The sequence below is a fragment of the Shewanella sp. GutDb-MelDb genome (assembly GCF_002836075.1).
Lineage (GTDB): Bacteria > Pseudomonadota > Gammaproteobacteria > Enterobacterales > Shewanellaceae > Shewanella.
The window spans coordinates 33434-58426 of the sequence record NZ_PJBM01000226.1 but is presented as its reverse complement, the minus strand read 5'-3'; the positions used below and the strand labels follow the sequence as shown (position 1 = coordinate 58426).

At 43.5% G+C, this 24993-nt stretch carries 25 protein-coding genes and 1 riboswitch; of the genes, 24 read left to right on the top strand and 1 reads right to left on the bottom strand.

What is annotated here, in order from left to right; all coding sequences use genetic code 11:
* Positions 1-185: 185 nt before the first annotated feature.
* From CXF82_RS12270 to CXF82_RS12220, 10 genes are all read left to right on the top strand, one after another.
* A complete protein-coding gene (locus CXF82_RS12270; protein WP_180961205.1) occupies positions 186-2966 on the top strand; it encodes a nitrate reductase in 2781 nt (926 codons plus the stop codon).
* A complete protein-coding gene (gene cobA / locus CXF82_RS12265; RefSeq protein ID WP_102044259.1) occupies positions 2966-3862 on the top strand; it encodes a uroporphyrinogen-III C-methyltransferase in 897 nt (298 codons plus the stop codon). Before CXF82_RS12270 ends, cobA begins: the two co-directional genes overlap by 1 nt.
* Positions 3855-5036 carry a glycosyl transferase gene (locus CXF82_RS12260; RefSeq protein WP_101091119.1) on the top strand — a complete coding sequence of 394 codons (1182 nt, stop codon included), beginning with the start codon at positions 3855-3857 and terminating at the stop codon, positions 5034-5036. Before cobA ends, CXF82_RS12260 begins: the two co-directional genes overlap by 8 nt.
* Positions 5014-5574 carry an ANTAR domain-containing response regulator gene (locus CXF82_RS12255; RefSeq protein ID WP_101091118.1) on the top strand — a complete coding sequence of 187 codons (561 nt, stop codon included), beginning with the start codon at positions 5014-5016 and terminating at the stop codon, positions 5572-5574. Before CXF82_RS12260 ends, CXF82_RS12255 begins: the two co-directional genes overlap by 23 nt.
* Positions 5575-5869: 295 nt before the next feature.
* The gene (gene nirB / locus CXF82_RS12245; RefSeq protein ID WP_102044258.1) at positions 5870-8485 is read left to right on the top strand and encodes a nitrite reductase large subunit NirB; all 2616 of its coding nucleotides are present in this window, start codon (positions 5870-5872) and stop codon (positions 8483-8485) included.
* Positions 8482-8808 carry a nitrite reductase small subunit NirD gene (nirD, locus tag CXF82_RS12240; RefSeq protein WP_101091115.1) on the top strand — a complete coding sequence of 109 codons (327 nt, stop codon included), beginning with the start codon at positions 8482-8484 and terminating at the stop codon, positions 8806-8808. The genes nirB and nirD overlap by 4 nt, the downstream gene beginning before the upstream one ends.
* Positions 8809-8839: 31 nt before the next feature.
* Positions 8840-10321: a NarK family nitrate/nitrite MFS transporter gene (locus tag CXF82_RS12235; protein ID WP_102044257.1), complete on the top strand. Its 1482-nt coding sequence runs from the start codon at positions 8840-8842 to the stop codon at positions 10319-10321.
* A 17-nt stretch (positions 10322-10338) separates the two neighbouring features.
* Complete coding sequence (locus tag CXF82_RS12230) at positions 10339-12162, top strand: bifunctional protein-serine/threonine kinase/phosphatase (protein WP_180961139.1); 1824 nt, start codon at positions 10339-10341, stop codon at positions 12160-12162.
* A 263-nt stretch (positions 12163-12425) separates the two neighbouring features.
* Complete coding sequence (locus tag CXF82_RS12225; protein ID WP_101091112.1) at positions 12426-13061, top strand: helix-turn-helix transcriptional regulator; 636 nt, start codon at positions 12426-12428, stop codon at positions 13059-13061.
* A 169-nt stretch (positions 13062-13230) separates the two neighbouring features.
* Positions 13231-13578 carry a hypothetical protein gene (locus CXF82_RS12220; protein ID WP_232775115.1) on the top strand — a complete coding sequence of 116 codons (348 nt, stop codon included), beginning with the start codon at positions 13231-13233 and terminating at the stop codon, positions 13576-13578.
* 79 nt (positions 13579-13657) lie between these two features.
* On the opposite strand, the gene CXF82_RS12215 is transcribed toward CXF82_RS12220, so the two are convergent.
* A complete protein-coding gene (locus CXF82_RS12215) occupies positions 13658-14071 on the bottom strand; it encodes a helix-turn-helix domain-containing protein (protein ID WP_101091110.1) in 414 nt (137 codons plus the stop codon).
* 187 nt (positions 14072-14258) lie between these two features.
* Here CXF82_RS12215 and hinT point away from each other — a divergent pair, with 187 nt between their 5' ends.
* The 14 genes from hinT (at position 14259) to CXF82_RS12145 (ending at position 24984) form a co-directional block, all read left to right on the top strand.
* A complete protein-coding gene (gene hinT, locus CXF82_RS12210) occupies positions 14259-14615 on the top strand; it encodes a purine nucleoside phosphoramidase (RefSeq protein WP_101091109.1) in 357 nt (118 codons plus the stop codon).
* Positions 14612-15115, top strand: coding sequence for a PaaI family thioesterase (locus CXF82_RS12205; RefSeq protein WP_101091108.1), 504 nt, complete (start codon positions 14612-14614; stop codon positions 15113-15115). Before hinT ends, CXF82_RS12205 begins: the two co-directional genes overlap by 4 nt.
* Positions 15108-15578, top strand: a complete 471-nt coding sequence (locus tag CXF82_RS12200; protein ID WP_101091107.1) for a PaaI family thioesterase — start codon at positions 15108-15110, stop codon at positions 15576-15578. The genes CXF82_RS12205 and CXF82_RS12200 overlap by 8 nt, the downstream gene beginning before the upstream one ends.
* A 49-nt stretch (positions 15579-15627) precedes the next feature.
* Positions 15628-16017 (top strand): YcfL family putative periplasmic lipoprotein, encoded by a 390-nt coding sequence (locus tag CXF82_RS12195; RefSeq protein ID WP_102044256.1) that lies wholly within the window; start codon positions 15628-15630, stop codon positions 16015-16017.
* A 121-nt stretch (positions 16018-16138) separates the two neighbouring features.
* A riboswitch (TPP riboswitch) is annotated at positions 16139-16270 on the top strand.
* Between the two features lie 51 nt (positions 16271-16321).
* The gene (locus CXF82_RS12190; RefSeq protein ID WP_101091105.1) at positions 16322-18460 is read left to right on the top strand and encodes a TonB-dependent receptor; all 2139 of its coding nucleotides are present in this window, start codon (positions 16322-16324) and stop codon (positions 18458-18460) included.
* Between the two features lie 66 nt (positions 18461-18526).
* Positions 18527-18787 (top strand): hypothetical protein, encoded by a 261-nt coding sequence (locus CXF82_RS12185; protein WP_101091104.1) that lies wholly within the window; start codon positions 18527-18529, stop codon positions 18785-18787.
* Positions 18788-18923: 136 nt separating this feature from the next.
* On the top strand, positions 18924-19586 hold the full coding sequence (pnuC, locus tag CXF82_RS12180) for a nicotinamide riboside transporter PnuC (RefSeq protein ID WP_102044255.1): 663 nt from the start codon (positions 18924-18926) through the stop codon (positions 19584-19586).
* Position 19587: 1 nt separating this feature from the next.
* Entirely contained in the window at positions 19588-20616 is a 1029-nt protein-coding gene (locus CXF82_RS12175; protein WP_102044254.1) for a phosphotransferase, read from the top strand.
* Positions 20617-20751: 135 nt separating this feature from the next.
* Positions 20752-21594, top strand: coding sequence for a DUF6279 family lipoprotein (locus tag CXF82_RS12170; protein ID WP_102044253.1), 843 nt, complete (start codon positions 20752-20754; stop codon positions 21592-21594).
* Positions 21595-21704: 110 nt separating this feature from the next.
* Positions 21705-22298: an HvfX family Cu-binding RiPP maturation protein gene (locus CXF82_RS12165; RefSeq protein WP_101091100.1), complete on the top strand. Its 594-nt coding sequence runs from the start codon at positions 21705-21707 to the stop codon at positions 22296-22298.
* 113 nt (positions 22299-22411) lie between these two features.
* Complete coding sequence (locus CXF82_RS12160; protein WP_101091099.1) at positions 22412-22960, top strand: NAD(P)H nitroreductase; 549 nt, start codon at positions 22412-22414, stop codon at positions 22958-22960.
* Between the two features lie 51 nt (positions 22961-23011).
* Positions 23012-23614, top strand: a complete 603-nt coding sequence (locus CXF82_RS12155) for a GNAT family N-acetyltransferase (protein WP_101091098.1) — start codon at positions 23012-23014, stop codon at positions 23612-23614.
* Between the two features lie 427 nt (positions 23615-24041).
* The gene (locus tag CXF82_RS12150) at positions 24042-24446 is read left to right on the top strand and encodes a hypothetical protein (RefSeq protein ID WP_101091096.1); all 405 of its coding nucleotides are present in this window, start codon (positions 24042-24044) and stop codon (positions 24444-24446) included.
* 148 nt (positions 24447-24594) lie between these two features.
* Complete coding sequence (locus CXF82_RS12145) at positions 24595-24984, top strand: hypothetical protein (protein ID WP_102044264.1); 390 nt, start codon at positions 24595-24597, stop codon at positions 24982-24984.
* Positions 24985-24993: the final 9 nt, after the last annotated feature.

The window sequence follows — 24993 nt, the reverse complement described above, 5'->3', positions numbered from 1 at the left end:
TCCCATTGTTTTTTATCAATAGTTTGCCTGATTTTAGTGCGTGAATATGCACTCATGTAGCACATTAGATGATAACTTATGAATTCGTTTTTTTTATTTAGTATATAAAACAGTTGGTTGTGTATTGGCATAGGATTTGCGAAGTGATAGGCATGAGTTAATACTAATATTAAGAGATGCTAATCATGCCAAGCTGCAAAACAACCTGTGCATACTGTGGCGTTGGCTGCGGGGTTACAGTTAATAATCTTATCGAAACAGACAGCATCAGCTTTTCACACCACCCTACATTGACGGTTTCTGGTGATAGTGAACATTCGGCTAATTCGGGAGACTTATGCGGTAAGGGACTTGCATTAATCGATAGTTTAAACATTCCGAATAAATTACTGTACCCACGCCGAAGAAACCGCTCAGGTTTAGAGGCCGGCGATCAAAATATTAGCTGGTCTGCTGCGACAGTAGAAATAGCGAAAAATTTTAAAGATACCATCGCTGAGTACGGAGTCGATTCTGTCGCTTTCTACCTTTCAGGTCAGTTACTGACCGAAGACTATTATGTTGCCAATAAGCTTGCCAAAGGGTTTATGGGTACCGCAAATGTTGATACTAACTCCAGATTATGCATGTCGTCAGCGGTAAGTGCCCATATACGAGCTTTTGGAGAAGATGTGGTTCCTGGTTGTTATGAAGATCTGCAACTTGCTGATGTGGTGGTATTAGTCGGGGCAAATACCGCTTGGACCCATCCGGTTCTATTTAAAAAAATTCTCGCTGCTAGAGCAAAGCGTGGTACTAAAATTGTGGTAATCGATCCACGGCTAACAGCCACAGCGTCGCAAGCAGATCTACATTTGCAACTCACTCCAGGCTCAGATCTGCACTTATTTAATGGTTTACTCTGTTCCCTAGCCGATAAAGGCCAACTGAATGATGACTATATACATCGTCATACGGAAGGCTTCAAACAAGCACTTCATAGTGCCCGACAAAGCGGTGCCACGCAGGCCGACATTGTCGATGTCACAGGGCTTGAAGCAGATAAGATTGAATTGTTTTACGCACTTTACCAACAAGATCATAAAGTGGTTACAGCCAGTAGCCAAGGCGTTAATCAGTCAACCTCTGGCACTAACACTGCTAATGCGATTATTAACTGTCACTTGGCGCGAGGTGATATCGGTCAAGTTGGTTGTGGCCCCTTATCGTTAACGGGACAACCCAATGCAATGGGAGGTCGTGAAGTAGGCGGCCTGGCAACCCAGCTAGCCTGTCACCTTGGCTTTTCGGAGCCAGAACGGCAGTTAGTGGGAGACTTTTGGCAGACATCAGCGCTGCCAAAATCCAAAGGATTAACCGCCACTGAGATGTTTGCCGATATGGCAAAGGGTAAAATAAAGGCGGTGTGGATTTTGGGCACCAACCCGGCGGTTTCAATGCCTGATACCCAGTTAGTAAAACAGGCATTACAGCAGTGTGATTATGTGGTGGTTTCTGATATTACAGCCGACACCGATACCGCTCAATATGCCGATATGTTACTACCGGCGCAGGGGTGGTCAGAAAAGTCAGGCACGGTCACCAACAGTGAACGAACTATTAGCCGTCAACGCGGCTTTATTCAGCCTCAAGGAGAGTCAAAAGCGGATTGGTGGGCGCTGTGTGAAGTCGCAAAACAGCTTGGGTTTAATGATGAGTTTGCATTCAAAGACAGTGCCGATATCTTTAATGAGTACGCTAATCTCACTGTAAAAGTGCAGCAAAACTTTCCTGAAAAACAATTATCCCTCGCGGGTTTATCAGATCTATCCACTGAGCAATATAAGCAACTAATACCCACCCAATGGCCGGTTGAACATGTCGATGCGATCGGCCAAAAAAACATTCGCTTATTTACCCAAGGTCAGTTTGCCACTCACAGTGGTAAAGCTCACTTTGTAGAGACTCGATTGTCTCAAGCGAGCGATATCCAAGCCGTGATTGACCATCATTCCTTAAGTCAGAATCGAGTGCGGTTAAACAGTGGTCGTAGTCGCGATCAATGGCACACCATGACGAGAACGGGGCATATTGAGCAACTGGCAGCCTCAAATTATCAACCTGAATTGATGCTCGATGCACATACTCTGAATAAGCATGGGTTAGAGGCTGGTGGGCTGGTGGCAATTAAAACCGATAACCTAGTGGAGCCACTTATCGCTCGAGCGGTGATTGATGAATCACTATTGCAAGATACAGCGTTTCTTTCAATGCATTGGTCATCGCAATTTAGCAAAAGTGGTGGTGTAAATAAGGTAACAGCCGCTCATGTTGATCCTTTTTCAAAACAACCCGGTTTTAAAAATCAATGGGTTGAATTGCAACATCAGCAGGTGTTGCAGCAGGGGATCGAGTGGGGGCAGACGCTAATCGATCCTCAGCAACTTTGTTGGGACGTAAAGCAGCAACTCCGCGGTGGGGTCTGCCGTCATATTGCGGCAACATCGAGCTTTACCTCTGAGATGATGGAGCTTGAACAGCACCGTGGGGCGAACCTCAGTCCATTGTCTTACCACCGTATTATGCACTGGCGCGATCAAGACAAACAGATTTACTGCATCCTCAGCCAAGGTAGCCTCAAAAGCTTACTTATCACATGTGAGCAGGTGTTAGACATTGATGTTAACGCGATTCAATCCTTTATCAACAATCCTTTTGATACTAAATTTATTAAATACTTACACCAGGTTTTACGAGCAGGTAGTCGCAAAGTGGTCTGCGCCTGTACTGGCGTGACCGAAAATGAAATTGAGCAACAGATGCTGGTGAGTTTTGACTGTGGCGCGACAACAACGGCGTTGATTGTCGACGCGGTGCAGCAAAAACTCAAATGCAGTGCTGTGTGTGGCAGCTGCTTAAACCAAGTGAATGATATTGCCGATTCAGTTATTGCAGAACAACAGAAATCAAAGCAGGAGGTTGCTTAATGAAACTCAATCATATTGGCAAGTTAACGCGATCAATAAAGCCAACAAATAGTGACTTATTGTTGGTAGAGCTACTGCAGCTTAAGGACCCCACGGGTAACGATGACCCCAATACAGTGACGATTGTAGGGGCGGGTTGTGGTGATATCGATATGTTAACGATTAAGGCGGCCAGAACGATTACAGCAGCACAAGCGATCGTCTATGACAATTTGGTGAGTAAAGATATTTTGCAATTAGCCGCTGATGATTGCGACATGTATGACATGGGTAAGGGTTTTGGAAAACCCAGTGCAACGCAAGAACAAATAAACCTAAAACTGCTGCAGTTAAGCCAACAAGGTAAAGTGGTTATTAGACTTAAGGGCGGTGATCCTAATGTGTTTGGTAGAGGCGCTGAAGAGGCCCTATTTTTGGCTGAAAACGGCGTTAAAAGCCATTTCGTCGCTGGAGTGACTGCCGCGTTAGGCTGCGCTGCTGGTGCGGGGATCCCGTTGACGCATAGAAAGGTTGCGCGCTCGGTTACTTTTGTGACCGGACATCTTTGTGATGACACCGCGATAGAGTGGGCGGGATTGTTAGCGGCAAAAAGTACCATGGTTTTCTATATGGGAAAAGAGAGAGCGGCTGATATCGCCCATGGTTTACTACAAGCGGGAGCAAAACTCTCTTTACCTGTGGCCTTTATTAGCAATGGTGCCCGCGATAATCAATCGATAATGACCACCTCTGTGCAAAATATGGTGGATGTTGCCACGACCATTAACGTCGACGGTCCAACGCTTTTAATCGTGGGAGAGGTGGTTGGTATAGGGCAAGAGCTAGCGCAATGGTTGGTTGCTTGTGATATCAACAGCGATGTTAAAAGTAATGCATTTGAGCGTGCATATGGATAGTCACAATAATAAGCTCACAGGAGTGACTGACCCGGCAGAATATCGACAGCTTATTAAAACGCTTGGCCGAGGTAAAAAAGGGTCTCGATCATTGACGTTAGTTGAAAGCTTTCAGTTGGTTCGTGGTTTTTACGACAACATTGGCACTGTTACCCAGCTTAGTGTGGCGTTAATGCTTATGCGCGTAAAAGGTGAGACCGCAGAAGAGGTTGCTGGGGCGGCACTCGCTCTGCGCTCTACGGTCGATAATCAATGGCAGCAACTTCAGGTCGATATTGACTGGCCCTGTTATGGCGCAAAGAGAGATCAGCTGCCTTATTTACTGCTGAGCGCCAAACTGTTGGCTGGTAATGGGTTTAAGATATTATTGCACGGCGATAATAGGGTATTGCCTCATCGGCAACACATTGCGGGTTTCGTTGAGGCGGTAGGGATCACCAGCGCCACTTCAATGGCCGAAGCGGAAGTTGCATTAACATCAACGGGGATCTGTTATGTCAACGCCGATGTATTGTCCCCCCTAGTGAATTCGTTTACGGATATTCATCAGGAAATTGGCCTTAGAAGTCTTTATCAAAGTGCCATCCGTTGTATCAACCCTACGGGGGCAAGGCTCAGTCTTAGAAGTTATTTTCATCCGGGCCTAGATGATATTCATTTGAACGTGGCCAAGTTAATGGCTGACAATGCGCAAGCATTACATAGAACGAATGTGGCGATATTTAAAGGCTATCAAGGAGAGTGTGAATTAAATCCAAGATCGAGCAGCAGCATCAATGTTTTCAGGCATGAAGGATTTGCTCAGGTTGAGATTACAACTCAGCTTAATGCGTTAATAGGCCGTAAGGCGCAAGCGGCACAACTTCAGGCGCAGTGGTTAACGGCAATTTGGAATGGTGAGCCGTTGGACAGCGATAGTCATGATATTTGTACTAGCACTGGAAATGCAACCGAAGCTCTTCGGGCTCACAGCGCTATTATGACCAATGTCATGGCGGTACTGATGTTAACGGATCAGTCCCTCAATATTGATAACGCTAAGAGGTTGGCGAGTGAATATTGGATGAGTAGGCATTCCCACTTAATGACTCAATCTGCTATAGCTATTTTCAAGCCTTATCTATCGCTTACGACTAATTGTGAGGTGGCTAATGCGCATACTGAATCTATATGATATGACGGATCATGAGCCGCTATTAAGCAGTGCAGTCAACCGCAACCATGAGCTAATAAAATTCAACACGTTATCTGAATTAGAACGTTTTTCGCTAAAAACGGATAGCGATATTGTGCTTTTATGCGTTGACTCAATGACGGCGATGCACGTCCAGTTCATTGAACGAGTCATGATGTTTGCAGCTGTGCCGCTGATTATAACCTCAAGGCGTGCAGAGCCCTCGCAAATCGCGGCACTATTACAATGTGGACGAGTGACTTATATCCCGCAGCAATTTAATTTTGCACGTCTAGATAAAATCATAGAGTTAGCGTTGATACGCTTTAAAACAGCAAATCAATTGCTTAATAAGCTGGCGGAACTGAAGCAAAGCCTTGAAGACCAAAAACAAGTGCGTGTCGCCAAACAACAGCTGCAACACATTGGCTTATCTGAGCAAGACGCACATATGGCACTACAGCAACAATCGATGAGCAGTGGATTGAGCTTGACTGAAGTTGCTACTCACCTTGGTAATCATGCTCCGAGCCGCTAAATTGCACCTAAATCAGCACAAGGTAACCACAATGGTGCAATGGCAGCGTGGAACATATTGAAATGCGTTGGCCTCGTTTTTATTTTCAATATTAAAGTTAACAGTAACAGTGCTTTAGCTTGGGTAGTAGGTAATTTGTAAACTGGCATACTCTCTGCAACATATAAATAGAACAGATAATAGCAGTATAGAAAACTAACAATTTTAATTTTTGGCAAAGGCGCCATCTCCTGCAAGGGAGATTGGCGCCTTTTTGTTGGCAAAAAGCCAGTGTGGATAGCGATAGGGGCGAAACATGAAAACAAATAAACCCAAGTTGGTCGTGGTGGGAAATGGCATGGTTGGCCACCATTTTGTCGAGCAGTTATGTGAACGACAGATAAGCCAACACTATGATGTTGAGGTGTATGGCGCCGAAAAGATACCTGCATACGATAGAGTGCAACTGTCTAAATATTTTGCCAATGGCAGCGCTGATGAACTGATGCTGACGTCACAAGCTGATTATGAGTCTAAAGGTATCGCGCTACACCTGGGTCAGCAGGTTTCTCATATCGATACCGCGAATAAATGGCTGACCGTTAATGGCGAGCAAACCCCATATGACAAACTGGTGCTCGCGACAGGATCTTATCCATTTGTGCCGCCAATAAAAGGCAATGATCGCCGCGATTGTATGGTTTACCGCACGATTGACGATCTAGAAGCAATAGAGCAAGCAGCGCTCAATGCCAGCTCTGGGGTCGTGATCGGTGGGGGTCTACTCGGGCTTGAGGCGGCTAATGCGTTGAGCGCATTAGGCTTAAAGACACATATCGTTGAATTTGCACCGCAACTGATGTCAGTTCAGTTAAACGATAAAGGCGGTGAGCTACTGAAGCAGAAAATCGAAGCGTTAGGGCTTGGCGTCCATTTAAGTAAAGCCACTGAAGAAATTGTCGATGGGGAGACTGCACAACATCGGCTTAAATTCAGTGATGGAAGCTTTTTAGAAACGGACATGATTGTATTTTCTGCGGGTATTCGACCTCAAGATACATTGGCAAGAAACAGTCATATCAGCGTAGGTGAGCGAGGTGGCATCGTTATTGATGATAACTGCCAGACCTCTGTTAATGATGTGTATGCGATAGGCGAATGCGCTTTATGGCAACAAAAGATATTTGGCTTAGTGGCCCCTGGATATCAAATGGCAAAAGTGGCCTTGTCACAAATTACGCCGCTAATGCCGGGCTTATCGGTGGCCCCTTTGACATTTTCGGGGGCAGACATGAGCACCAAGTTAAAGCTACTGGGTGTTGATGTGGCGTCAATTGGCGAAAGTCGAGGCTTTGATAAAGCACAATATGTTGAGTTGAGTGACGTACAAGCGGGCGTCTACAAAAAGCTGTGGCTTGACGAAACGGGTCTTTATCTTCGCGGCGCAGTGCTTGTCGGTAACGTCGATGAATATAGCCTTTTGCTCAGTCAATACTTGAGCGGTGAAGCACTTGAAGAGCCAGCAGTAACCTTATTGCTAGCGGATGAGTCTGCGCCACTAACGCTAAAAGACAACGCCATAGTGTGTTCGTGCCATCAGGTGACCAAGGCCGATATTGTTGAACAGGTGATAGCGGGTAATCATCAATTGGCTGAGGTAAAGAGCTGTACCAAAGCGGCTTCTGGTTGTGGTGGTTGTTCTGCTTTGGTACAGCAGATCATTGATCAAACGATGCAGGCGCAAGGGTTAGAAACGGACTCCGGGATCTGTTGTCATTTTGATCATGACCGTCAGGCGCTATTTCACCTATGCCAGGTTGAAGATATTAAAGACTTCGAACACTTGTACCAACAGCACGCTGTCGAGAATGCCTCACCATTAGCACTGGGTTGTGATATTTGCAAACCTGTTGCCGCCTCTATTTTTGCTTCGCTTGAAAATCAGTATGTGCTTAATGAAAAGCATGTGGCACTGCAAGACAGTAATGACGCCTATTTGGGTAATCTACAAAAAAATGGCAGCTACTCGGTGGTGCCAAGAGTTCCTGGAGGGGAGATCACCCCAGACAAGTTAATTGCTATGGGGCAAATTGCCAAACGATATGATCTCTATACCAAGATCACCGGTGGGCAGCGGATAGACATGTTTGGCGCACAACTTTCAGACCTACCCGCGATTTGGTCAGAACTGATAGCACAAGGGTTCGAGACCGGACATGCCTATGGCAAGTCATTGCGGACGGTTAAATCATGTGTTGGCAGTACTTGGTGTCGATATGGTGTGCAAGATGCTGTCGGGTTAGCGATTGCGTTGGAGCATCGATATAAGGGTCTGCGTTCTCCCCATAAGATTAAGTTTGCCGTGTCGGGCTGCACAAGAGAGTGCGCCGAAGCACAAAGTAAAGATATCGGTGTGATAGCCACTGAAAAAGGATGGAACCTGTTTGTGTGTGGTAATGGCGGCATGCGACCAAGACACGGTGATCTATTTGCCACTGATCTTTCTACTGAACAATTAGTTCAGTACATCGACCGTGTACTGATGTTCTACACCAAAACAGCCGCTCGACTACAACGCACTTCAGTGTGGATGGAGTCACTTGCTGGTGGGCTTGAGTATTTGCAGTCGGTGATCATTGATGACGCACTAGGTGTAAATCATGAATTAGAGCAGCAGATGGATAAAGTGGTGGCTAATTATCAGTGTGAATGGAAAACCAGCTTACAAGATGACGTTTTTTTGCAGCGCTTTAGTGAGTTTGTTAATCCAGAAGAGGCGCCGATGAACGCTGAAAAACACTATCAATATCAACGTGAACAAAAATTCCCAATAACATCAGATGTGCAGACTTTTGCTGCGATAAATAACCGTGAGTCAGGGGCTGGCAATATTGCTATCACCCTATTGGATAACGAGGAGGCGTTGGTATGAGTTGGGTCACTATTTGCGAAGAGTCGGTACTGCCGGCAAAAAGAGGGGTTGCCGCTTGGGTTGCTGGTCGAGCTGTTGCGGTATTTCATTTGGGAGAAGCGGGAATATTCGCGATAGATAATATTGATCCCGCTACCGGGGTTAGCGTGCTGTCGCGTGGACTATTGTGTGAACTCAATAATGAGCTGTTTGTCGCCTCCCCAATTCATAAGCAACATTACAGTTTAACGACTGGCCAGTGTTTGGAAAATGAAGCGCTAAGTGTCGATATTTTTGAAATCAAACGTCAGTCGGGCAACGTCCTGGCGCGTGCATTAGCTTAAGGATGAGGTCGCTATTATGTTCAAGGACAGTATGAGTAATAACAATGTAAGTCAGTCAACATTTAAGCTGTTTTCGTTTTCAGGAAAAATGAAAATGATGCACCTAAGCTGGATGGCATTTTTCATTACCTTTATGGTTTGGTTTAATGCGGCGCCTCTGCTAGGGGTGATTGCTGAAAGTATTGGGCTGACGACATCGCAAATAAAGACCCTGCTTATTCTCAATGTCGCCTTAACTATCCCGGCTCGAGTATTGATCGGTATGGTGACCGATAAGTATGGACCCAGATTGGTTTACTCCTTACTACTTGGCTTTTGCTCTATCCCTTGCTTTATGTTTGCTTTGGGGACGACTTTCGAGCAACTGGCATTAGCACGTTTCCTCCTTGGTTTTATTGGCGCAGGTTTTGTTGTCGGTATTCGCATGGTCAGTGAATGGTTCCCTGCGAAGGAGTTAGGTACTGCAGAAGGGATCTATGGTGGTTGGGGGAACTTTGGTTCAGCGGCAGCCGCCTTTACGTTGCCTACGATAGCATTAGCATTTGGAGGGCCAGATGGATGGCGCTATGCCATTGGTCTTACCGGTTTGATGAGCTTAGGTTTTGCATTTATCTACTATTTTAATGTGACAGATACTCCTAAAGGCTCAACCTACTTTAAACCGAAAAAGGCGGGGGCACTGGAAGTCACTAGTAAGGGCGATTTTGTGTTGTTACTGATCATGAAAGTGCCTATGTATGCCACGTTAGCATTGCTGGCTTGGAAATTGTCACCCACCGGCGTAGTGATGTTTAGCCAACAAGTCACCAATGGCATTTATGCGCTACTTATCGCCATATTTATCATTGACGTATATCAGACTTATCAAGTTAACAAACAAGTGTTTACTGGCACGATCCCAGAGTTTGAACGCTACGAGTTTAAGCAGGTGGCAGTGCTCAATGTATTGTACTTTTCAACATTTGGCTCTGAACTGGCAGTTGTTTCTATGTTGCCGCTTTTCTTTGCCGAGACATTTGAGCTTGGTTTTGCTCAAGCGGGAATGGTGGCGTCTTCATATGCCTTTATGAATTTAATGTCTCGTCCTGGAGGAGGTTGGTTAAGTGACCGTTTTGGCCGCAAATCAACGTTATTGATTTTAACGGCAGGACTCGCCATCGGCTATTTAGGAGTTGCGCAAATTGATGGTAGCTGGGCATTGCCTTTAGCGATCTTGATGGTGATGGCTTGCTCGTTTTTCGTTCAAGCTGGAGAGGGCGCTGTATTCGCGGCTGTGCCACTGATTAAGCGCCGTTTGACTGGCCAGATAGCTGGTATGACTGGAGCATATGGCAATGTGGGCGCAGTGTTCTTTTTAACCGCTTATTCAATGGTATCAACGCAAACATTCTTCTACATTATTGCGGCTAGTGCGCTATTTGGCTTTTTTACATTGTTCCTGATGACCGAGCCCAAAGGCCATATCGCGGAAGTAAATGAGAAAGGTGAAGTTACCTTGATTAGCGTCAACTAATCATGAGTTTATTGAACATGGCTAGGCAGACCTTGGATAAAACGGATGAACTCTTCAAAGATAGCAATACTATAGCCTCATTAAAACCTGCTAACGGCTTAATGATAGCGGCTGGTCAGTATTCTGATAAGGGCATTAAAGCCACAAATGAGGATGCTATTGGGATCCGTATTCCAAGTGGGCTCATGCTCACAACTAAGGGGGCTGTTGCTGCAATAAGTGATGGCGTGAGTACGGCCGAAAGTGGCGCTGCCGCCTCCGCTATTAGTGTGAGTAATTTCCTCGCGGATTACTACTCGACTCCTGATCTTTGGTCGGTAGAAAAGTCTAGTACTCAAGTATTAACGGCACTGAATCGATGGCTTTACGGATTAGGGCAAGATTACCGCGATGCCAGGCGGGGCTACGTATGTACCTTTAGCGCATTAGTCTTTAAATCCTGCCATCTACATATGTTTCATGTTGGGGACTCAAGAGTTTACCGTTACCGCGATGGCACGCTTGATAAACTTAGCCATGATCACACCAGCCTTGTGGGGAAAAACCAGCAGTACCTGGCCCGAGCCATGGGGTTAGATGTCAACGTTGACGTAGATTACCGAATGTTAGCAATAGCCAAGGACGATCTGTATTTGCTCACCACAGATGGTGTGCATGATGTCATTACCGACGTCGAAATTGAGGCAAGACTGCAGCAGTTTTCCCAAAGTCGTTATGATGCAGGGAAAAGTGCTGGATTTACCGATGAAGATTGTGATCAGTTTTGTATGGCGATGGTTGATAACGCGTTCAATTACCGTTCTCAGGATAACGCTAGTTGCCAACTGCTGCATATCGAGGCCTTACCGGATAAAAACATTGATGAGGTTTATCAAAGCCTATCTAAACTGCCATTTCCACCACCGCTCAGCATTGGTATGACGTTAGACGGTTACAAGGTGGTTGATGTGTTGCACGAAAGCCAGAGGAGCCAAGTCTATTTAGTTAAAAATGAGCTAGGGAGTTTGATGTGTATGAAAACACCGTCTATCAACTATTTAGATGATGCGGCCTACATAGAGCGATTTCTGCTTGAAAGCTGGATTGGCAAACGTATTAATAGCCCTTATGTGGTGTCGATAATCGATCGAGATAGAGAGAAGTCGGCACTCTACTATTTAACCGAATACCTTGCAGGTCATTCGTTGAGTCAATGGATTAAACACAATCCAGCACCTGAAGTTCAAGAGGTATTAGAGCTGTTAAAACAGCTAGAGGCGGGGGTACGAGCATTTCATCGTAAAGAAACACTGCACCAAGACCTTAAGCCAGACAATTTAATGTTGACCAATGAGAGGCGGCTGAAGATCATCGATTTTGGCGCCTGTTTTATTAAAGGTATTGCTGAGATCACCAGCCCCTTACCACGAGACCTAATTTTGGGTACTGCAGATTATTCAGCCCCAGAGAGCATATTGGGTTATCAAGTTAATCAAAAAGCGGATCTTTATTCTATTGCGGTCATAGCGTTTGAGATGTTAACGGGTCGATTACCCTTCGATGGAAAGCAGTCGCACTGTAAAACAAAACAGGATTTTTTACGGCTTAAGTATACCCCCAGTTATGACATTAATCCGCTGGTGCCAATCTGGATGGATAAAGCCCTTAAAAAGGGGCTTAGTGTTGCGCCAGAGCAGCGTCAAGCTGACAGCCGTGAATGGTTGTTTGAGATGACTCAGCCGGTAACACATTGGCAGCAATCAGCCGTGAAATCGCCGTTGATTGATCGTCAACCATTGCTTTTTTGGCAATGTTTGACTGTATTTTTTGGGTTGTTGGCCGTACTACTTGCCCTGTTTTAAGATGGGTTATATCTTGAGTTGTACTCAAGATTGGCTTGCTATATTTTTGAATGAATTGACGTCTCAAAGGAAGAGGGCTTATAACAGCGACGAGCGTATTTTATTAACAGACTATGGAGGTATACAATCTGGATTTTCGATAGCAAAAATAGTATGAAAATTATAAATATTCAATGCTGAATTTCTTTCGTTAGTTCATTATTTGAATTTTGTATTACACTAATAGATACAAGGATGGTTACCATATAAACATGGAGAGTTAAATGTTTAAAGTTATGCACTGGGTTATTGTAACCCGATCACAAATATTAGTCGATCTGCTCAATACTCGATGGCCTCAACAATTTTTAGTTAAAATTCATAATGTTATTCCAGATAATGTTATCGATTATTTTACTGAAAACAGAGTAAGTCTGGTCATTATTGATCTCTCTAGTGTAGATATCCCAAAAGCCTATCAAATTCAACGAAGGTTAGATAAAGAGAGGAGTGGGGCTCGGGTTGTGTTCCTGCATTATCCTCAACAAGTAGATGCCAAATTCTTAGTTCAAAGCAATATTACAGCGGGTCTATTCTATTCGGGCGCCTCATTAGACACTATTGGTTTAGGCATGGCCAAAATAGTTCAGGGGTTAACTTGTATTCCAGACGATTTTAATCAACAAGATGTTCATAACGTCAGTACTGATGAAGAGTCAGACGCTCTGACTATCCGAGAACGTGAAGTACTGCAGGTCCTGCGTTCAGGGAGTACCAACATTGATATTGCCAATCAACTATTTGTGAGTGAAAGTACGATTAAAACCCATTTATATCGTGCTTTTAGAAAAATTGGAGTTTCTAGCCGCGGCCAAGCAATCGCTTGGGCACAAATGAATACCCATGAAGTCATTCAATAAATCTCTTCAATGGGATTAAGCTCTCATTGACTTTACTGATATTGTTAGGCGCTCAACTTAAGTGCCTTTTTTATCACTACCATCACAACTAAACTCATTGCTATACAGTTGTGTATTCATTTGGTATTATCGCTTTCGTGGTTAAACTATGAGATCGAAAGAGATGAATATGATTAAAGTTATTATGTTGGTTATTACTATTTTATCGGTAATGTTTTTTGCTGAGGCGGCCACTGTCGGTTGTGATAGGGCGGGTGGAGTGAAATGCCAGAAAGTTAATAAGCCCTACAAGTCCTATAAACGTGCAAAAGTGATTGTCATTCCTAGAAGTCATCTTCATTACCATGCTTATCATACGCCACTGCTTTCAGCATTAGGCTTAGCTATTGTGCTAGATGCTGCCGGTAATGCGGTAACCAATAAAGGCGATAAAGTGGTGGTGCTTGGGGAAGGTAATGAAGTTAAAAATGTTTATGAAAAAGATGGCGTTGTTTACCTGATTAAGGAACAGAGTTAACTTGGATAATCTATGGGCCAAATCAACGGAAAGCGGTGTTGTTTTGGCCATGTACATATAACGAGCACCAAATCTAATATTACTTGTCTTGCTCACGTTCACTGTTTAAAAATTCAAAGCCTCTTTTCCAAAATATAAATTGCTCTTCATCAGGTAACTTTCTCACTTCTTTAAGCATATTGTTAAAAGCTGAGTCAATCATAAGTCGATCTGATAATTTGAGGTAACGATACACAACAGGTCTTAAAACAACTGAAAAATCCCCGCTAAGATCTGAGTAACGCTGTTCTTCTAACGCATACGTATTCAACACCAGTTCACGCATGCTAAGTGCGGCAAGTAGTGAGTTTTTGTCACTGAATGACTGATATTGAGCAGCGCGTGAGTAACCAGCTCTTTTGTGAACGTCGGACATATTGAGCGCGATCATGCCATTTTCTTTTATCAGCTCGGCGGCAGCATTAAGCAGTGCGGTTTCTTTAGCGGTGAGCATGATGAGTCCTGTAATTTTTTATTTATTTAAAATGGATATGGTCCTAAAGTCAATCATATTGTGTATACAGCTGTTCAATTGGCACTCAAATCATTGCAAATAGACTTTTTAACGCATAAAAACGCGAATCGCCAGATGCCGTTTTTCGAGTATACTAGGTTTAACTTATTCTTATGAGAGCAATAAAATGGCCGAAGAAACCATATTCAGCAAAATTATTCGACGTGAAATTCCAGCAGATATCCTATTTCAAGATGAGCTAGTGACTGCATTTAGAGATATCAGTGCACAAGCACCGACGCATATATTGATTATTCCTAACCATCTGATCCCGACAATAAATGATATTAAGGCTTCCGATGAGAAAGCGTTGGGAAGAATGATGTCTGTTGCGGCCAAACTGGCTCGCGAGGAAGGGATAGCAGAAGACGGTTATCGCGTGATCTTGAACTGTAATGAACACGCAGGCCAAGAGGTTTTCCATATTCACATGCATTTAGTCGGAGGCCACTCTTTAGGCCCTATGTTGAGTCAAAAACGATGAAAAAAGCTGCCGATGTTTTTCCGTTAACGGAGATGGCAAGTCGATTTGTTGGGCAACTTACTCAGTGCCAAAAATTAAAGCTTAAGGTGTTAGAGGGCAGTGATAAACATGTGCTCATTGAGCTGCCTTATGATCCTCAACTTGTTGGTTACCCAGACACTGGTGTGATCCACGGTGGAGTGATAACAACATTGATGGATACGGCCAGTGGCTGCGCTGTCGTGTGTTCTATTTTTGATCAGTTTGGTGCTTTGGAGATCTCACCAACGCTTGATCTGCGAGTTGATTACATGAAACCTGCTGAACCGTTTAAGCCAGTCTATGGTTTTGCAGAGTGTTATAAATTGTCATCTAGCGTCGCTTTTACTCGTGCTATTGCTTACCAAGATTCAATCGATGATCCCATTGCTAATGCGGTAGGCTCGTTTATGCGAATTAGTCCAGAAATGGTTGGCGAAGAGTTTAGACAAGCACTGATGGGAGAGCCGCGTCATGACTAACCCGAGTCATTCAGAATCTGATGCGACAAAGTTAGATTTCAAAAGTATCGTACGAAAAGCAACGGAACTAAATGATTTTGGTCACTTGCTTGAACATGTGCCTTACGCCCAGTTTATTGGAATGGGTGTTGAGCGTTTTGGCGATGAACTGGTTTTTAAGCTGCCAGCAAAAGATGATAATATCGGTAACCCAGTACTACCTGCACTGCATGGTGGTGTTATCGCAGGTTTTATGGAAATGTCAGCCATTGTGCAGCTAATGGTCTTTATGCAGACCACTAAAGTACCAAAAGTAGTTGATTTCTCAATTGATTATCTCAGAGCTGGCTACCATAAAGGTAGCTTTGCTGAATGTAAGATCACTCGCCAAGGTCGACGAGTCGCTAACGTGAGCATTACTTGTTGGCAGACTAATCGTAAACACTTGATTGCGACGGCAAGAGCCCATTTTTTAATAGATTAACTTAGCTATCCTTGTATTAACACTGAATGATTTTATTCTAGGGAACAAAATGAAAAAATTGATTTTAGGCTTATTTACAGCGTTGATTGTCGCGGCTTGTGCACCACACACAGCAGGCTTAATGGTGGGTTCTAAAGGTGAAGTGCGTGTTGATAACAACAGCTTTGGTAAAGAAGTCACCGTAGGAAGTGTAATGGCGCGCCCTGAAGGTGGTTTTTTACAAGGCACGGGCACGATTATTAGTCAGGTCTCTACTGACTTGCGCTTGCAGTATAAATTCACTTGGTTTGATACCAGTGGCATGACGATTGATGATGAAGGCGTAAGCTGGAAGTCAGTAAAATTGCATGGCAAGCAGCAGCTACAAGTATCAGCGGTTGCGCCTAATGTTAACGCAACTCGCTTTGAGCTATATGTAAGAAAAGCCTTTTCAAATTAATATGTAGATGATTAGAAATTATATTTGTTATGAAAACGTCAGCAAAGCTGACGTTTTTTTATGCATAAAGATTGTAAACGTTAAGAAGACTGTCATCAGTTTGTGAAATTCATGTATAATCGGCCGCGCCAAGGGGTGTTAAAGTCTATAAACCATAAGTTGGATATTGTGGATTTTAACTGAGATGTTGAAAAACGAACCCTTAGAACCTGATCCGGCTAATACCGGCGTAGGAATGGGCCACAATTCATTTCCCGAACGCTTCTTTATGTTGCCGGATCTCAAAATTTTAATTTGAGGTCCTATGTTAAATCTAAAAACTTATTCTCCTATAGCGGTTGCCGTCATGGCTGCGCTAGTTTCATCACCTACGTTTGCCAATACTGACTCAGAAACACCTGTTGATGAGATGGAAGTCATGGTTGTGACATCTGATTTTCGGGGCACATCGCTAGAAAAAATGCCATCAAGCGTCACCGTTATTGATCAGCAGCAAATTGAGGATGAAGGTGCACAGCACTTTGAAGATATCTTAAACTCAATTGCTAATTTCAACTGGTCCGGTGGTAGCTCAAGACCCAAATACTTCCAAATTCGTGGTGTCGGTGAGCAAGAAGAGTATCAAGGCGCACCTAACTCCTCTGTTGGCTTTATCGTTGATGATATCGATTTGTCCGGTTTAGGCATGGCTTCAAGCATGTACGACTTACAACAAGTTGAAGTATTACGCGGTCCTCAAGGTACACGTTATGGCGCTAATGCGTTAGCAGGTCTTATCTACCTTAAAAGTAATGATCCTACCGACGTATTTGAAAATGGTGCAGAGATCTCGCTAGGCGATGATAATTTACAGACCTTTAGTGGTTTTAGCTCGGGTCCATTAACCGATTCTGGAAACTTGCTTTACCGTGTGTCGCTGCAACAGCATCAGCAAGATGGTTATCGAGATAATCTTTATCTTGGTGAGAGCGATACTAATAACCGTGATGAATTCACTGGTCGCGCAAAATTACGTTGGTACGCGACTGAAGAACTAGAAATTGACCTGACTTACTTACATGCAAATTACGATAATGGATATGATGCTTGGACATTAGATAATAACGGTTTTGATACGTTAACGGATGCACCTGGCGTTGATAAGCAACGTACTAACGGCACCGTTTTAAAGTTTATTTACACTGGTGCTGAAAATGTTGAACTGACTTCATTAACCTCTCTGGCACAGTCAAAAACTCACCATAACTATGACGGTGACTGGGCTAACCCTGATTATTGGGACAGTCGAGATTGCGATGGTAGCCCTTGTGAATATGAGTATAACTGGGATAAGAAAGGCGACAGGCAGACCATCACGCAAGAGTTTAGGTTAGCTTCAACTGAATCAGGCCGTATATTTGCGGGCAGTACTGACTGGCTCGTCGGTGTATACGCAATGGATCTACAAGAAGACAATGAGACTATGGATACTTATAGTCAGTTAAGTGCGGAATACGAGGCGCAAAACTATGCGTTATTTGGTCAATTAGATTCAGACCTAGGTTCGGGCTATGCTTTGTCGGTAGGACTGCGGACAGAGCGTCGAGATAGTGAATACAGTGATTCAGATGGCGACGAATTTAAGCCAAGCGAAACCATGTGGGGCGGGCATATTGCGTTAAGCAAAGCACTCGGTGAAAACCACGAGTCATATATCCGCGTGGCGAGAGGCTATAAAGCGGGTGGCTTTAATATGTCACTGCCGAGTGAACTCGCCGATAAAAAAGAGTACGACACTGAAATTCTTTATAACTACGAAGTGGGTTTGAAGTCGGTTTGGTTTGATGGTCAAGCAAGCACTAATCTGTCGGTATTCTTTATGGATAGACAAGATCAACAAGTCGCGGCATCGCAACAATCGACAGTACCTGGCGAAGAGGGGAATTTTATTCTCTTTACCGAAAATGCAGGCAGTTCTCATAACTATGGTGCTGAGCTTGACGGCAACTGGTATGCAACCGATAACCTAAAGCTTTACACCAGTTTAGGTTGGTTAGAAACCGCTTATGGTGATTACGAGTACGAAGATAAATATGGCACCGTAGTCGATCTTTCTGGCCGTGAGCTAGCGCATTCCCCTAACTTTACCTTTAGTGTTGGCGCGACTTATCGCAACGATGCTGGTTGGTTTGCTAACGTGAATGCCAGTGGTAAGAGTGATTTTTATTACTCGGATAGTAACGAGTCTACATCAGATGCATACCAAATTTTTAACGCCAAAATAGGTTACGAAGCTGACATGTGGTCTGCATATCTCTGGGGACGTAACCTATTTGATGAAAAATACGGCGTTCGAGGCTTCTATTTTGGCAACGAGCCAGATTTAGGCTGGGCAGATAAGCAATATGTACGCTATGGTGATCCACGCCAACTAGGGGTTACTTTAAACGTTAAGTTTATGTAAATCCTAATTAATAAATAGTTATTACTCTTTAATATTGTTACCAACAATAAATGCTTGAGGTCAAAAATGAAGTTAACGGCAGAAATTAGTTGCTACCCACTACAAGACAATTATTTAGATCCAATAAGATGGTTTATAGGCCGGGTCGATACCTATGACAATATCCAACGTGTGACTAACGCTATGGCAACACAGGTGTGCGGTGAGTACGCCGAGGTGATGGCAATGTTGGCAACAGAGATGGAAGCGGCCCACGAAAAGTGGGGCAAAGCGGTATTTGTATGTAAATTTATTGGTGGTGAGCTCGACTTAAGCCACAGTGAATAACTAAGCTAAAGTAATATAAGCCACAGCCGTAATGACAATTAGCCACAGGGTGTTATCGATACTTTGTGGCTTTTTATTTGGGCTTTTTATTTTGGGCTTTTAATCGTATATATTTTTAATAGAGAGACTTAAGTCAATGGCAGATTTCTGGCTATCGTTAGTCGACAGTTTTACTTCAGCATTTGGTGAGGCGCAAGCCCTAACAGCGTGGGAAGCGGTTGCTGTATTGCTGGCGCTGGCCTATTTGATACTCGCAATGAAAGGGAGTGTATGGTGTTGGCCTGCGGCATTAACCAGTACAGCAATTTATACGGTGTTGTTTTGGAAAGTGTCGTTACTGATGGAATCGGTTCTTAACATATACTACATGGCGATGGCGGTTTATGGCTATTGGTTGTGGACCAAAGGAGGCAATGGCCATGATGGGGTTAAAATTGTTTCATGGCGACTGTCGACTCACCTTAAATTGATTGCGAGTACCACATTGTTGGCGTTGATTATTGGCTACTTTATGGCAACACAAACTCAAGCCTCATTTCCCTATTTGGACGCCGCAACGACCTGTTTTGCAGTGATGACAACTTTTTTAGTGGCTAAAAAAGTGTTGGAAAACTGGATCTATTGGTTTGTTATTGATGCTGTGTCTATCTACTTGTATGTAAGCAAGGGACTGATGTTAACGTCAGTGCTCTTTGTGTTCTATGTCGTTATGGTGGTGTTTGGTTACTTTATGTGGCGCAATCAAATGAAAACGCAACGGCCAAGTGACAGTATGGTTGTACTGGCAGGAGCGGCTTAAGTTGAGTGACTCGCTTAAGCAAGACTTAGCTCGCTATTTGACTCTGTCAGGTTTGACTCGGGTAAGTGTTATAGCCCCTTTAACGCAAGGTTTGAGCAATCAAAACTATTATGTTCGCGGATTACACCCGAGTAAGGCCGTAGAGTCTGAGTGGGTGCTTAGGCTTAACAGCTGGGCTAGCTCTCAAATCTGTGACCGAGACAGTGAAGTGTATGCTTGGCGCTCTGCAAGCGATGCTAACCTGGCGCCTAAGATGGTCTATATCAGCCCTGATAAGCAATTTTATTTGAGTGAGTTCTTATCCCAACAGCACCACCGTAGCTGGAGTGAGCTTATAAGTGCGAATGGGGCTCACCCTGTTACCCATACCCAAGAGAATTGGCCGGGTGCAGAACAATTGTTACTGCAATTACTCAATGGTTTAAAACAGTTGCCTCCCCCTAAAAATGTCATCACAGTGGATAAACAATGGCAGATATATCACGCCCGCTTGTGCCAAATGCAGCAACAATTACTGAATAAAGACAGTGATATTCATCCAAATATTGAGCCTTGGTTACAACAGTTTGATTGTTTAATCACACAGACTGATGCAATTAATTCAATGTTAGACACTCTTGAACAGTGCTTGGTTAATTTGCAGTTTAGCCACCGTGATTTAAATCCATTTAACATATTAATCGGGCAAAACAAGCTCCATTGCATCGACTTTGAATATGCCTGTAGCTCGCATCCATTATGCGATCTAGCCTCAGTGATCGCGAGTCATTCCTTGTCGTCGAAACAGCGGCATTGGTTGATAGCAAATTATCTGCGACAGCAAGGTAATTTGAATCAACACGCAGCGGATGCTGTACCCGCAGCCGTTGATCTCTATTGGGTTTTTGCTGTCTGTTGGGCGCTGCAAATGGCGTTTGATAATATTCTAGCATTTGATGAAAACAGCCAACCAATATCCTCTAATGAACAATCGAGTAATTATCTTATTTGCGCCGAGCAATACCAGCATCTTATTGCCAGTTGTTCATAATTCAAGACCCTTTACGCCGTAAACCTGCCAATATATCCAACGCGACCTTGTAAACTCCCTTTATTGACACTTTGTAACCGTTCATACGATTGCGCATATTCTGTGCTAGGTTGATATTAACGGTTGGGGAGAGATATGAAAAAAGTGATTTTATGGGGATTGTTGTCTATTAGCTTAATTGGCTGCTCCACCAAAGTCGGTTATTACTTTTTGGATTGGGCTATTGAGTGGAAACTCGAGGAGTTCGTGACATTAGATGACCAGCAGGGCAAGCAATTTGAATTGGCGTTAGATACATTTTTAGTGTGGCATCGGACACAAGAAATGCCCCGCTATAGAGATCAGTTAGCCCTGCTCGGGGCTGAAATCAATCATCAACGTTTTAGTACACAATCTTGGAGTGATCATGTGCGTTCGGCCAAAGCACATTGGATTCGAGTGTTTGATTTTGTTGAGCCATCGTTAATCCCAATCATAAGTTCTTTCTCAGATGAGCAAGTTAAACAGGTGATTGCTCATCTAAGAGTCGAAGAAAAAGAGTTAAATGAGAAGTACCTTGGCAAGAGTCAATCGCAATTGATTGAAATGGCTGATGAGCGAATAGAGAAACGGGTTGGAAAATGGGTTGGAAAACTCTTGCCGTCGCAAAAAACAGCAATACATACTTACAATGTTGAGCGCGGGGATACGTTAGATATGTGGCTTGAATACCGTCATGATTGGATCCGTTTATTCTCACAAGCATTAAAAAATAGGCAAAACCAAAAAGCGTTGTCACATAGCTTAAGGTTGCTAATGACTCAGCCTGATACGCTGAAATCAAAAGCCTATCAGACAAAATTGGATGACAACACGGCAAGGTTCGGTGAGCTACTGATCAAACTAAACCGTTTAACAAGTGAAAAACAAAAACAGCGTTTTGAAAAAAAATTGAATACACTCATTAGAGAGCTTACTGAAATCAGTGAAGATATTTAACCTTAACATCTTGATATTATTGTAGCAGGACAATTTTTATCAACTACAGTTGAAAGATTGTTATGTTTGTTAAGGTCTAATGGATTAATGGAATTTAAAGAGGGATCGACATGCTACTTGGACAACTATATCAAAAATTTCTAAACACCATTCGCTATGCTGAAGGTATTGCACCGTTGGCACTACGACTTTATCTCGCGCCGGTATTAATGCAGGCGGGTTATAACAAACTCTCTCATTTTGGTGACACAGCGGCTTGGTTTGGTAATCCTGATTGGGGACTTGGTCTGCCATTCCCTGAAGTGATGGTCGTATTAGCAGCGGGTACTGAATTTGTCGGCGGTGGCTTACTCATTCTTGGTTTAGCGACTCGTTTAATCGCAATCCCATTATCAATTACTATGTTAGTTGCCGCTTTTGCGGTTCATTGGGATAACGGCTGGTTAGCAATAGCGGATGCGAGTTCATGGTTAGCAAACGACAAGGTGCTGGCATCGACAGAAAAGCTTGAACGCGCTAAAGAACTGCTACAACAGAACGGGAATTATGAGTGGCTAACCAGTTCAGGTAATATTGTGGTACTGAATAATGGCATTGAGTTTGCGATAACTTACCTCTTTATGTTGGTGGCTCTGGTATTTATGGGGGGCGGCCGATATACCAGTCTTGATTATTACATTGCGAAGAAAAACGGCATTGCTTAACGCTGCCAACGAGCTCACTTTATTAAATCCCACCAAATAGGTGGGATTTTTTTTGGGAGCTTGATACTCTCAACGCAAGCAATTATTAATCGCAATTTATTAAGGATGATCCGTTGGACGCATTAACCCTTTTATTGACCAGACAATCCGCGCCACGCCTTATCGCGCCAGGCCCATCAGACGACCAGCTTAAGACTATTTTAGATGCTGCGGCACGAGTACCCGACCATGGTGGTTTGACGCCATGGGAGTTTATCATTGCGACGGGTGGTGGGCTTGAGAAACTAGGGAACGTTTTTGCTGAAGCGTCAGCATTAAATGGTGCAGAAGAAGATGTTATCAATAAAACAAAGAACATGCCTTTAAGAGCCCCTATGGTTATCACTGTGGTGGCTAAAGTAAAGCAGCACCCTAAAGTTCCGGCATTTGAACAACAGCTTGCAGCAGGTTGCGCGGCGATGGCAATGCAGCAAGCTGTATTTGCCCAGGGCCTGGGCGGAATATGGCGAACTGGCGCCTTAGCCTTTGATAAAAATGTGCATCAATTACTTGATCTTGAACAGACGGATCAGATTGTTGGCTTCCTTTATATCGGGACTCCAGCACTGAAAGCAACAACTAAGCCGGTGAAAGAGGGGATGGGGTTCGCTCGATATTTATAGTGGATGAGCAACCATGCTAAGTTAGTGACAACAATTTAAAAGGAGGTTGAGTTGAACGCACAACAAGTGAATGACAACGCGCTGGTGGGCGAACACGTTGTTTTAGAACCTTTAACGTTAGCGCATGCTCCAGCATTGAGTATTGCTGTTTGTGATGGTGAGCTTTGGCAACTGTGGTTTACCAAAGTCCCTCATCCCGACGATGTGAACGATTATATTAGCCAAGCTCTTTTAGCCGAAGAAAAAGGGGAAACACTGGCATTTGCGGTTCGAGATCGTCACTCGGGAGCCATTGTCGGTTGCACACGGATCTGTCATTGGCAGCAAAATCATCGACGTCTTGAAATCGGCCATACTTGGTATGCTAAAAGTGTGCAACGCACTGCAGTGAATACCGAGTGTAAGTTGCTGCTGTTAGCCTATGCCTTTGAAACATTGGATGTTATCGCGGTAGAGTTTAGAACTCATATTCAGAATGAAGTGTCACGGCAGGCGATTTGTCGTTTAGGGGCGAATCAAGATGGTATTTTGCGCAACCATCAAATTTTAGAGAATGGTACTATAAGAGATACAGTCGTTTACTCAATTATTGACTCTGAATGGGGTGAGGTAAAAACCGCTTTGCGTAACAAACTCAATGTGACTACCCCATAAATGCATACACATTAAGCAATGGTTTTTAATCTGTTCATTAGGGGCTGTTGATCTTTCGAGCTTAGTTTTTGTTCGACTTTTTACCGTAAAGAATAATGATTTTAGGTCAAGGCTTGAGCGATGATACTTAGCTGGCTAAGCGAAAAGCTCGTAACGCATTCTAGTTATAAAAGACTAAAATTATTGAAACGAACCCTAAGGGCCGCGCTTCTTGGCTATTTTTACGGTGTTGTAGGCTATTTGTGGAGAATAACTAAACGACATAGCCTCCGCCTTGTCAAAATAGCCAATAAACGGCGGCAAAAACAACCGTGAAAGATCAACAGCCCCTAGCGTCTTTGCATCTTTTTTGATGTTACGCTTGATATTAAATGAAAGCTAAAGTAGAAGTAGTTAAATCGAACGAATATAAAAAGGGATTATTTTCATGTCTGGTACCACTTACGCAAGTACGCTAGCAATAGCCGTCGGTTTATTGTCTTTTAATGCTGTTGCGGGCGATGCTGAAGACGCATTGACTAAAGAGTTAACTGAATGTGCTGCATATTATCAGATAGCGTCGAATGCGATTGCAGCTATGAATGCACCACAAATGCAAGCTGTAGGTGATAGATTAAAACTCTCTGGCGAACAAGCGGTTGAAATCGCGAATAAATATCAAAGCACAGAGTATGTTAATCAGGCTGTTATTGCAGCTACAGAGCAACATAAAGCATCAATGCCTAACTCAAAGAGCCTAGGTCCTTTGATGGGGAAATATAAAGAGTCGTGTAAAGTGGTGATTAGTCAGCCAGATAAGCGGCTTGATTACTGGACCATGGCAACGATGTAATAAAAAGAGAGCGAAAGCTCTCTTTTTTTGTAAGATAACCACGATATTCCCTGTCTAATCCGGTATGAGTAACCCTTAAAATATGAGCTATCTTAAAAGCAGCGTTTTAGCGCTGTTTTTGAAAGAAAAAATCGTGTCGGAGCAAGAGATGAATATTTATTTTTTACTGGCGGGGATCATTGCTGCATTAACTTGTGTCATGCACTTTACCTATGACAGACAACAATTCTTAGTGCCCATGCAGCAAGCTGTTTTCGACCCTATCGCTAAATCTGTGATGCAATGTGTCTTTCACTATATTTCAGTCTTTCTGCTACTTTCAACGTTTATTTTATTGGCTTGCGCTTTTGAAGCCATTTCTCAAATGCATAGCTTTGGCATGTTGGTGTTTATTGCTCTTAATTTCGGCTTATTCGCGATATGGCAAATCTATATTGGTTTTAGCAGTGATCTTGAACAGCCATTTAAACACCTATTCCAATGGGTATTTTTTGTTGTAATTTCGGTACTTACCCTATTAGGCGCTTTGTTGGGATAGTAGAGGTGC

Bases quoted from the DNA above. Each gene is read 5' to 3' on its own strand.
- CXF82_RS12215 (WP_101091110.1), bottom strand. From the start codon at position 14,071: ATGCTCACCGCTAAAGAAACCGCACTGCTTAATGCTGCCGCCGAGCTG.
- nirD (WP_101091115.1), top strand. From the start codon at position 8,482: ATGAGTTGGGTCACTATTTGCGAAGAGTCGGTACTGCCGGCAAAAAGA.
- CXF82_RS12170 (WP_102044253.1), top strand. From the start codon at position 20,752: ATGAAAAAAGTGATTTTATGGGGATTGTTGTCTATTAGCTTAATTGGC.
- CXF82_RS12230 (WP_180961139.1), top strand. From the start codon at position 10,339: ATGGCTAGGCAGACCTTGGATAAAACGGATGAACTCTTCAAAGATAGC.
- CXF82_RS12270 (WP_180961205.1), top strand. From the start codon at position 186: ATGCCAAGCTGCAAAACAACCTGTGCATACTGTGGCGTTGGCTGCGGG.
- CXF82_RS12150 (WP_101091096.1), top strand. From the start codon at position 24,042: ATGTCTGGTACCACTTACGCAAGTACGCTAGCAATAGCCGTCGGTTTA.
- hinT (WP_101091109.1), top strand. From the start codon at position 14,259: ATGGCCGAAGAAACCATATTCAGCAAAATTATTCGACGTGAAATTCCA.
- nirB (WP_102044258.1), top strand. From the start codon at position 5,870: ATGAAAACAAATAAACCCAAGTTGGTCGTGGTGGGAAATGGCATGGTT.
- CXF82_RS12235 (WP_102044257.1), top strand. From the start codon at position 8,840: ATGAGTAATAACAATGTAAGTCAGTCAACATTTAAGCTGTTTTCGTTT.
- CXF82_RS12205 (WP_101091108.1), top strand. From the start codon at position 14,612: ATGAAAAAAGCTGCCGATGTTTTTCCGTTAACGGAGATGGCAAGTCGA.
- pnuC (WP_102044255.1), top strand. From the start codon at position 18,924: ATGGCAGATTTCTGGCTATCGTTAGTCGACAGTTTTACTTCAGCATTT.
- CXF82_RS12165 (WP_101091100.1), top strand. From the start codon at position 21,705: ATGCTACTTGGACAACTATATCAAAAATTTCTAAACACCATTCGCTAT.
- CXF82_RS12190 (WP_101091105.1), top strand. From the start codon at position 16,322: ATGTTAAATCTAAAAACTTATTCTCCTATAGCGGTTGCCGTCATGGCT.
- CXF82_RS12200 (WP_101091107.1), top strand. From the start codon at position 15,108: ATGACTAACCCGAGTCATTCAGAATCTGATGCGACAAAGTTAGATTTC.
- CXF82_RS12225 (WP_101091112.1), top strand. From the start codon at position 12,426: ATGTTTAAAGTTATGCACTGGGTTATTGTAACCCGATCACAAATATTA.
- CXF82_RS12145 (WP_102044264.1), top strand. From the start codon at position 24,595: ATGAATATTTATTTTTTACTGGCGGGGATCATTGCTGCATTAACTTGT.
- CXF82_RS12220 (WP_232775115.1), top strand. From the start codon at position 13,231: ATGATTAAAGTTATTATGTTGGTTATTACTATTTTATCGGTAATGTTT.
- cobA (WP_102044259.1), top strand. From the start codon at position 2,966: ATGAAACTCAATCATATTGGCAAGTTAACGCGATCAATAAAGCCAACA.
- CXF82_RS12185 (WP_101091104.1), top strand. From the start codon at position 18,527: ATGAAGTTAACGGCAGAAATTAGTTGCTACCCACTACAAGACAATTAT.
- CXF82_RS12260 (WP_101091119.1), top strand. From the start codon at position 3,855: ATGGATAGTCACAATAATAAGCTCACAGGAGTGACTGACCCGGCAGAA.
- CXF82_RS12195 (WP_102044256.1), top strand. From the start codon at position 15,628: ATGAAAAAATTGATTTTAGGCTTATTTACAGCGTTGATTGTCGCGGCT.
- CXF82_RS12255 (WP_101091118.1), top strand. From the start codon at position 5,014: ATGCGCATACTGAATCTATATGATATGACGGATCATGAGCCGCTATTA.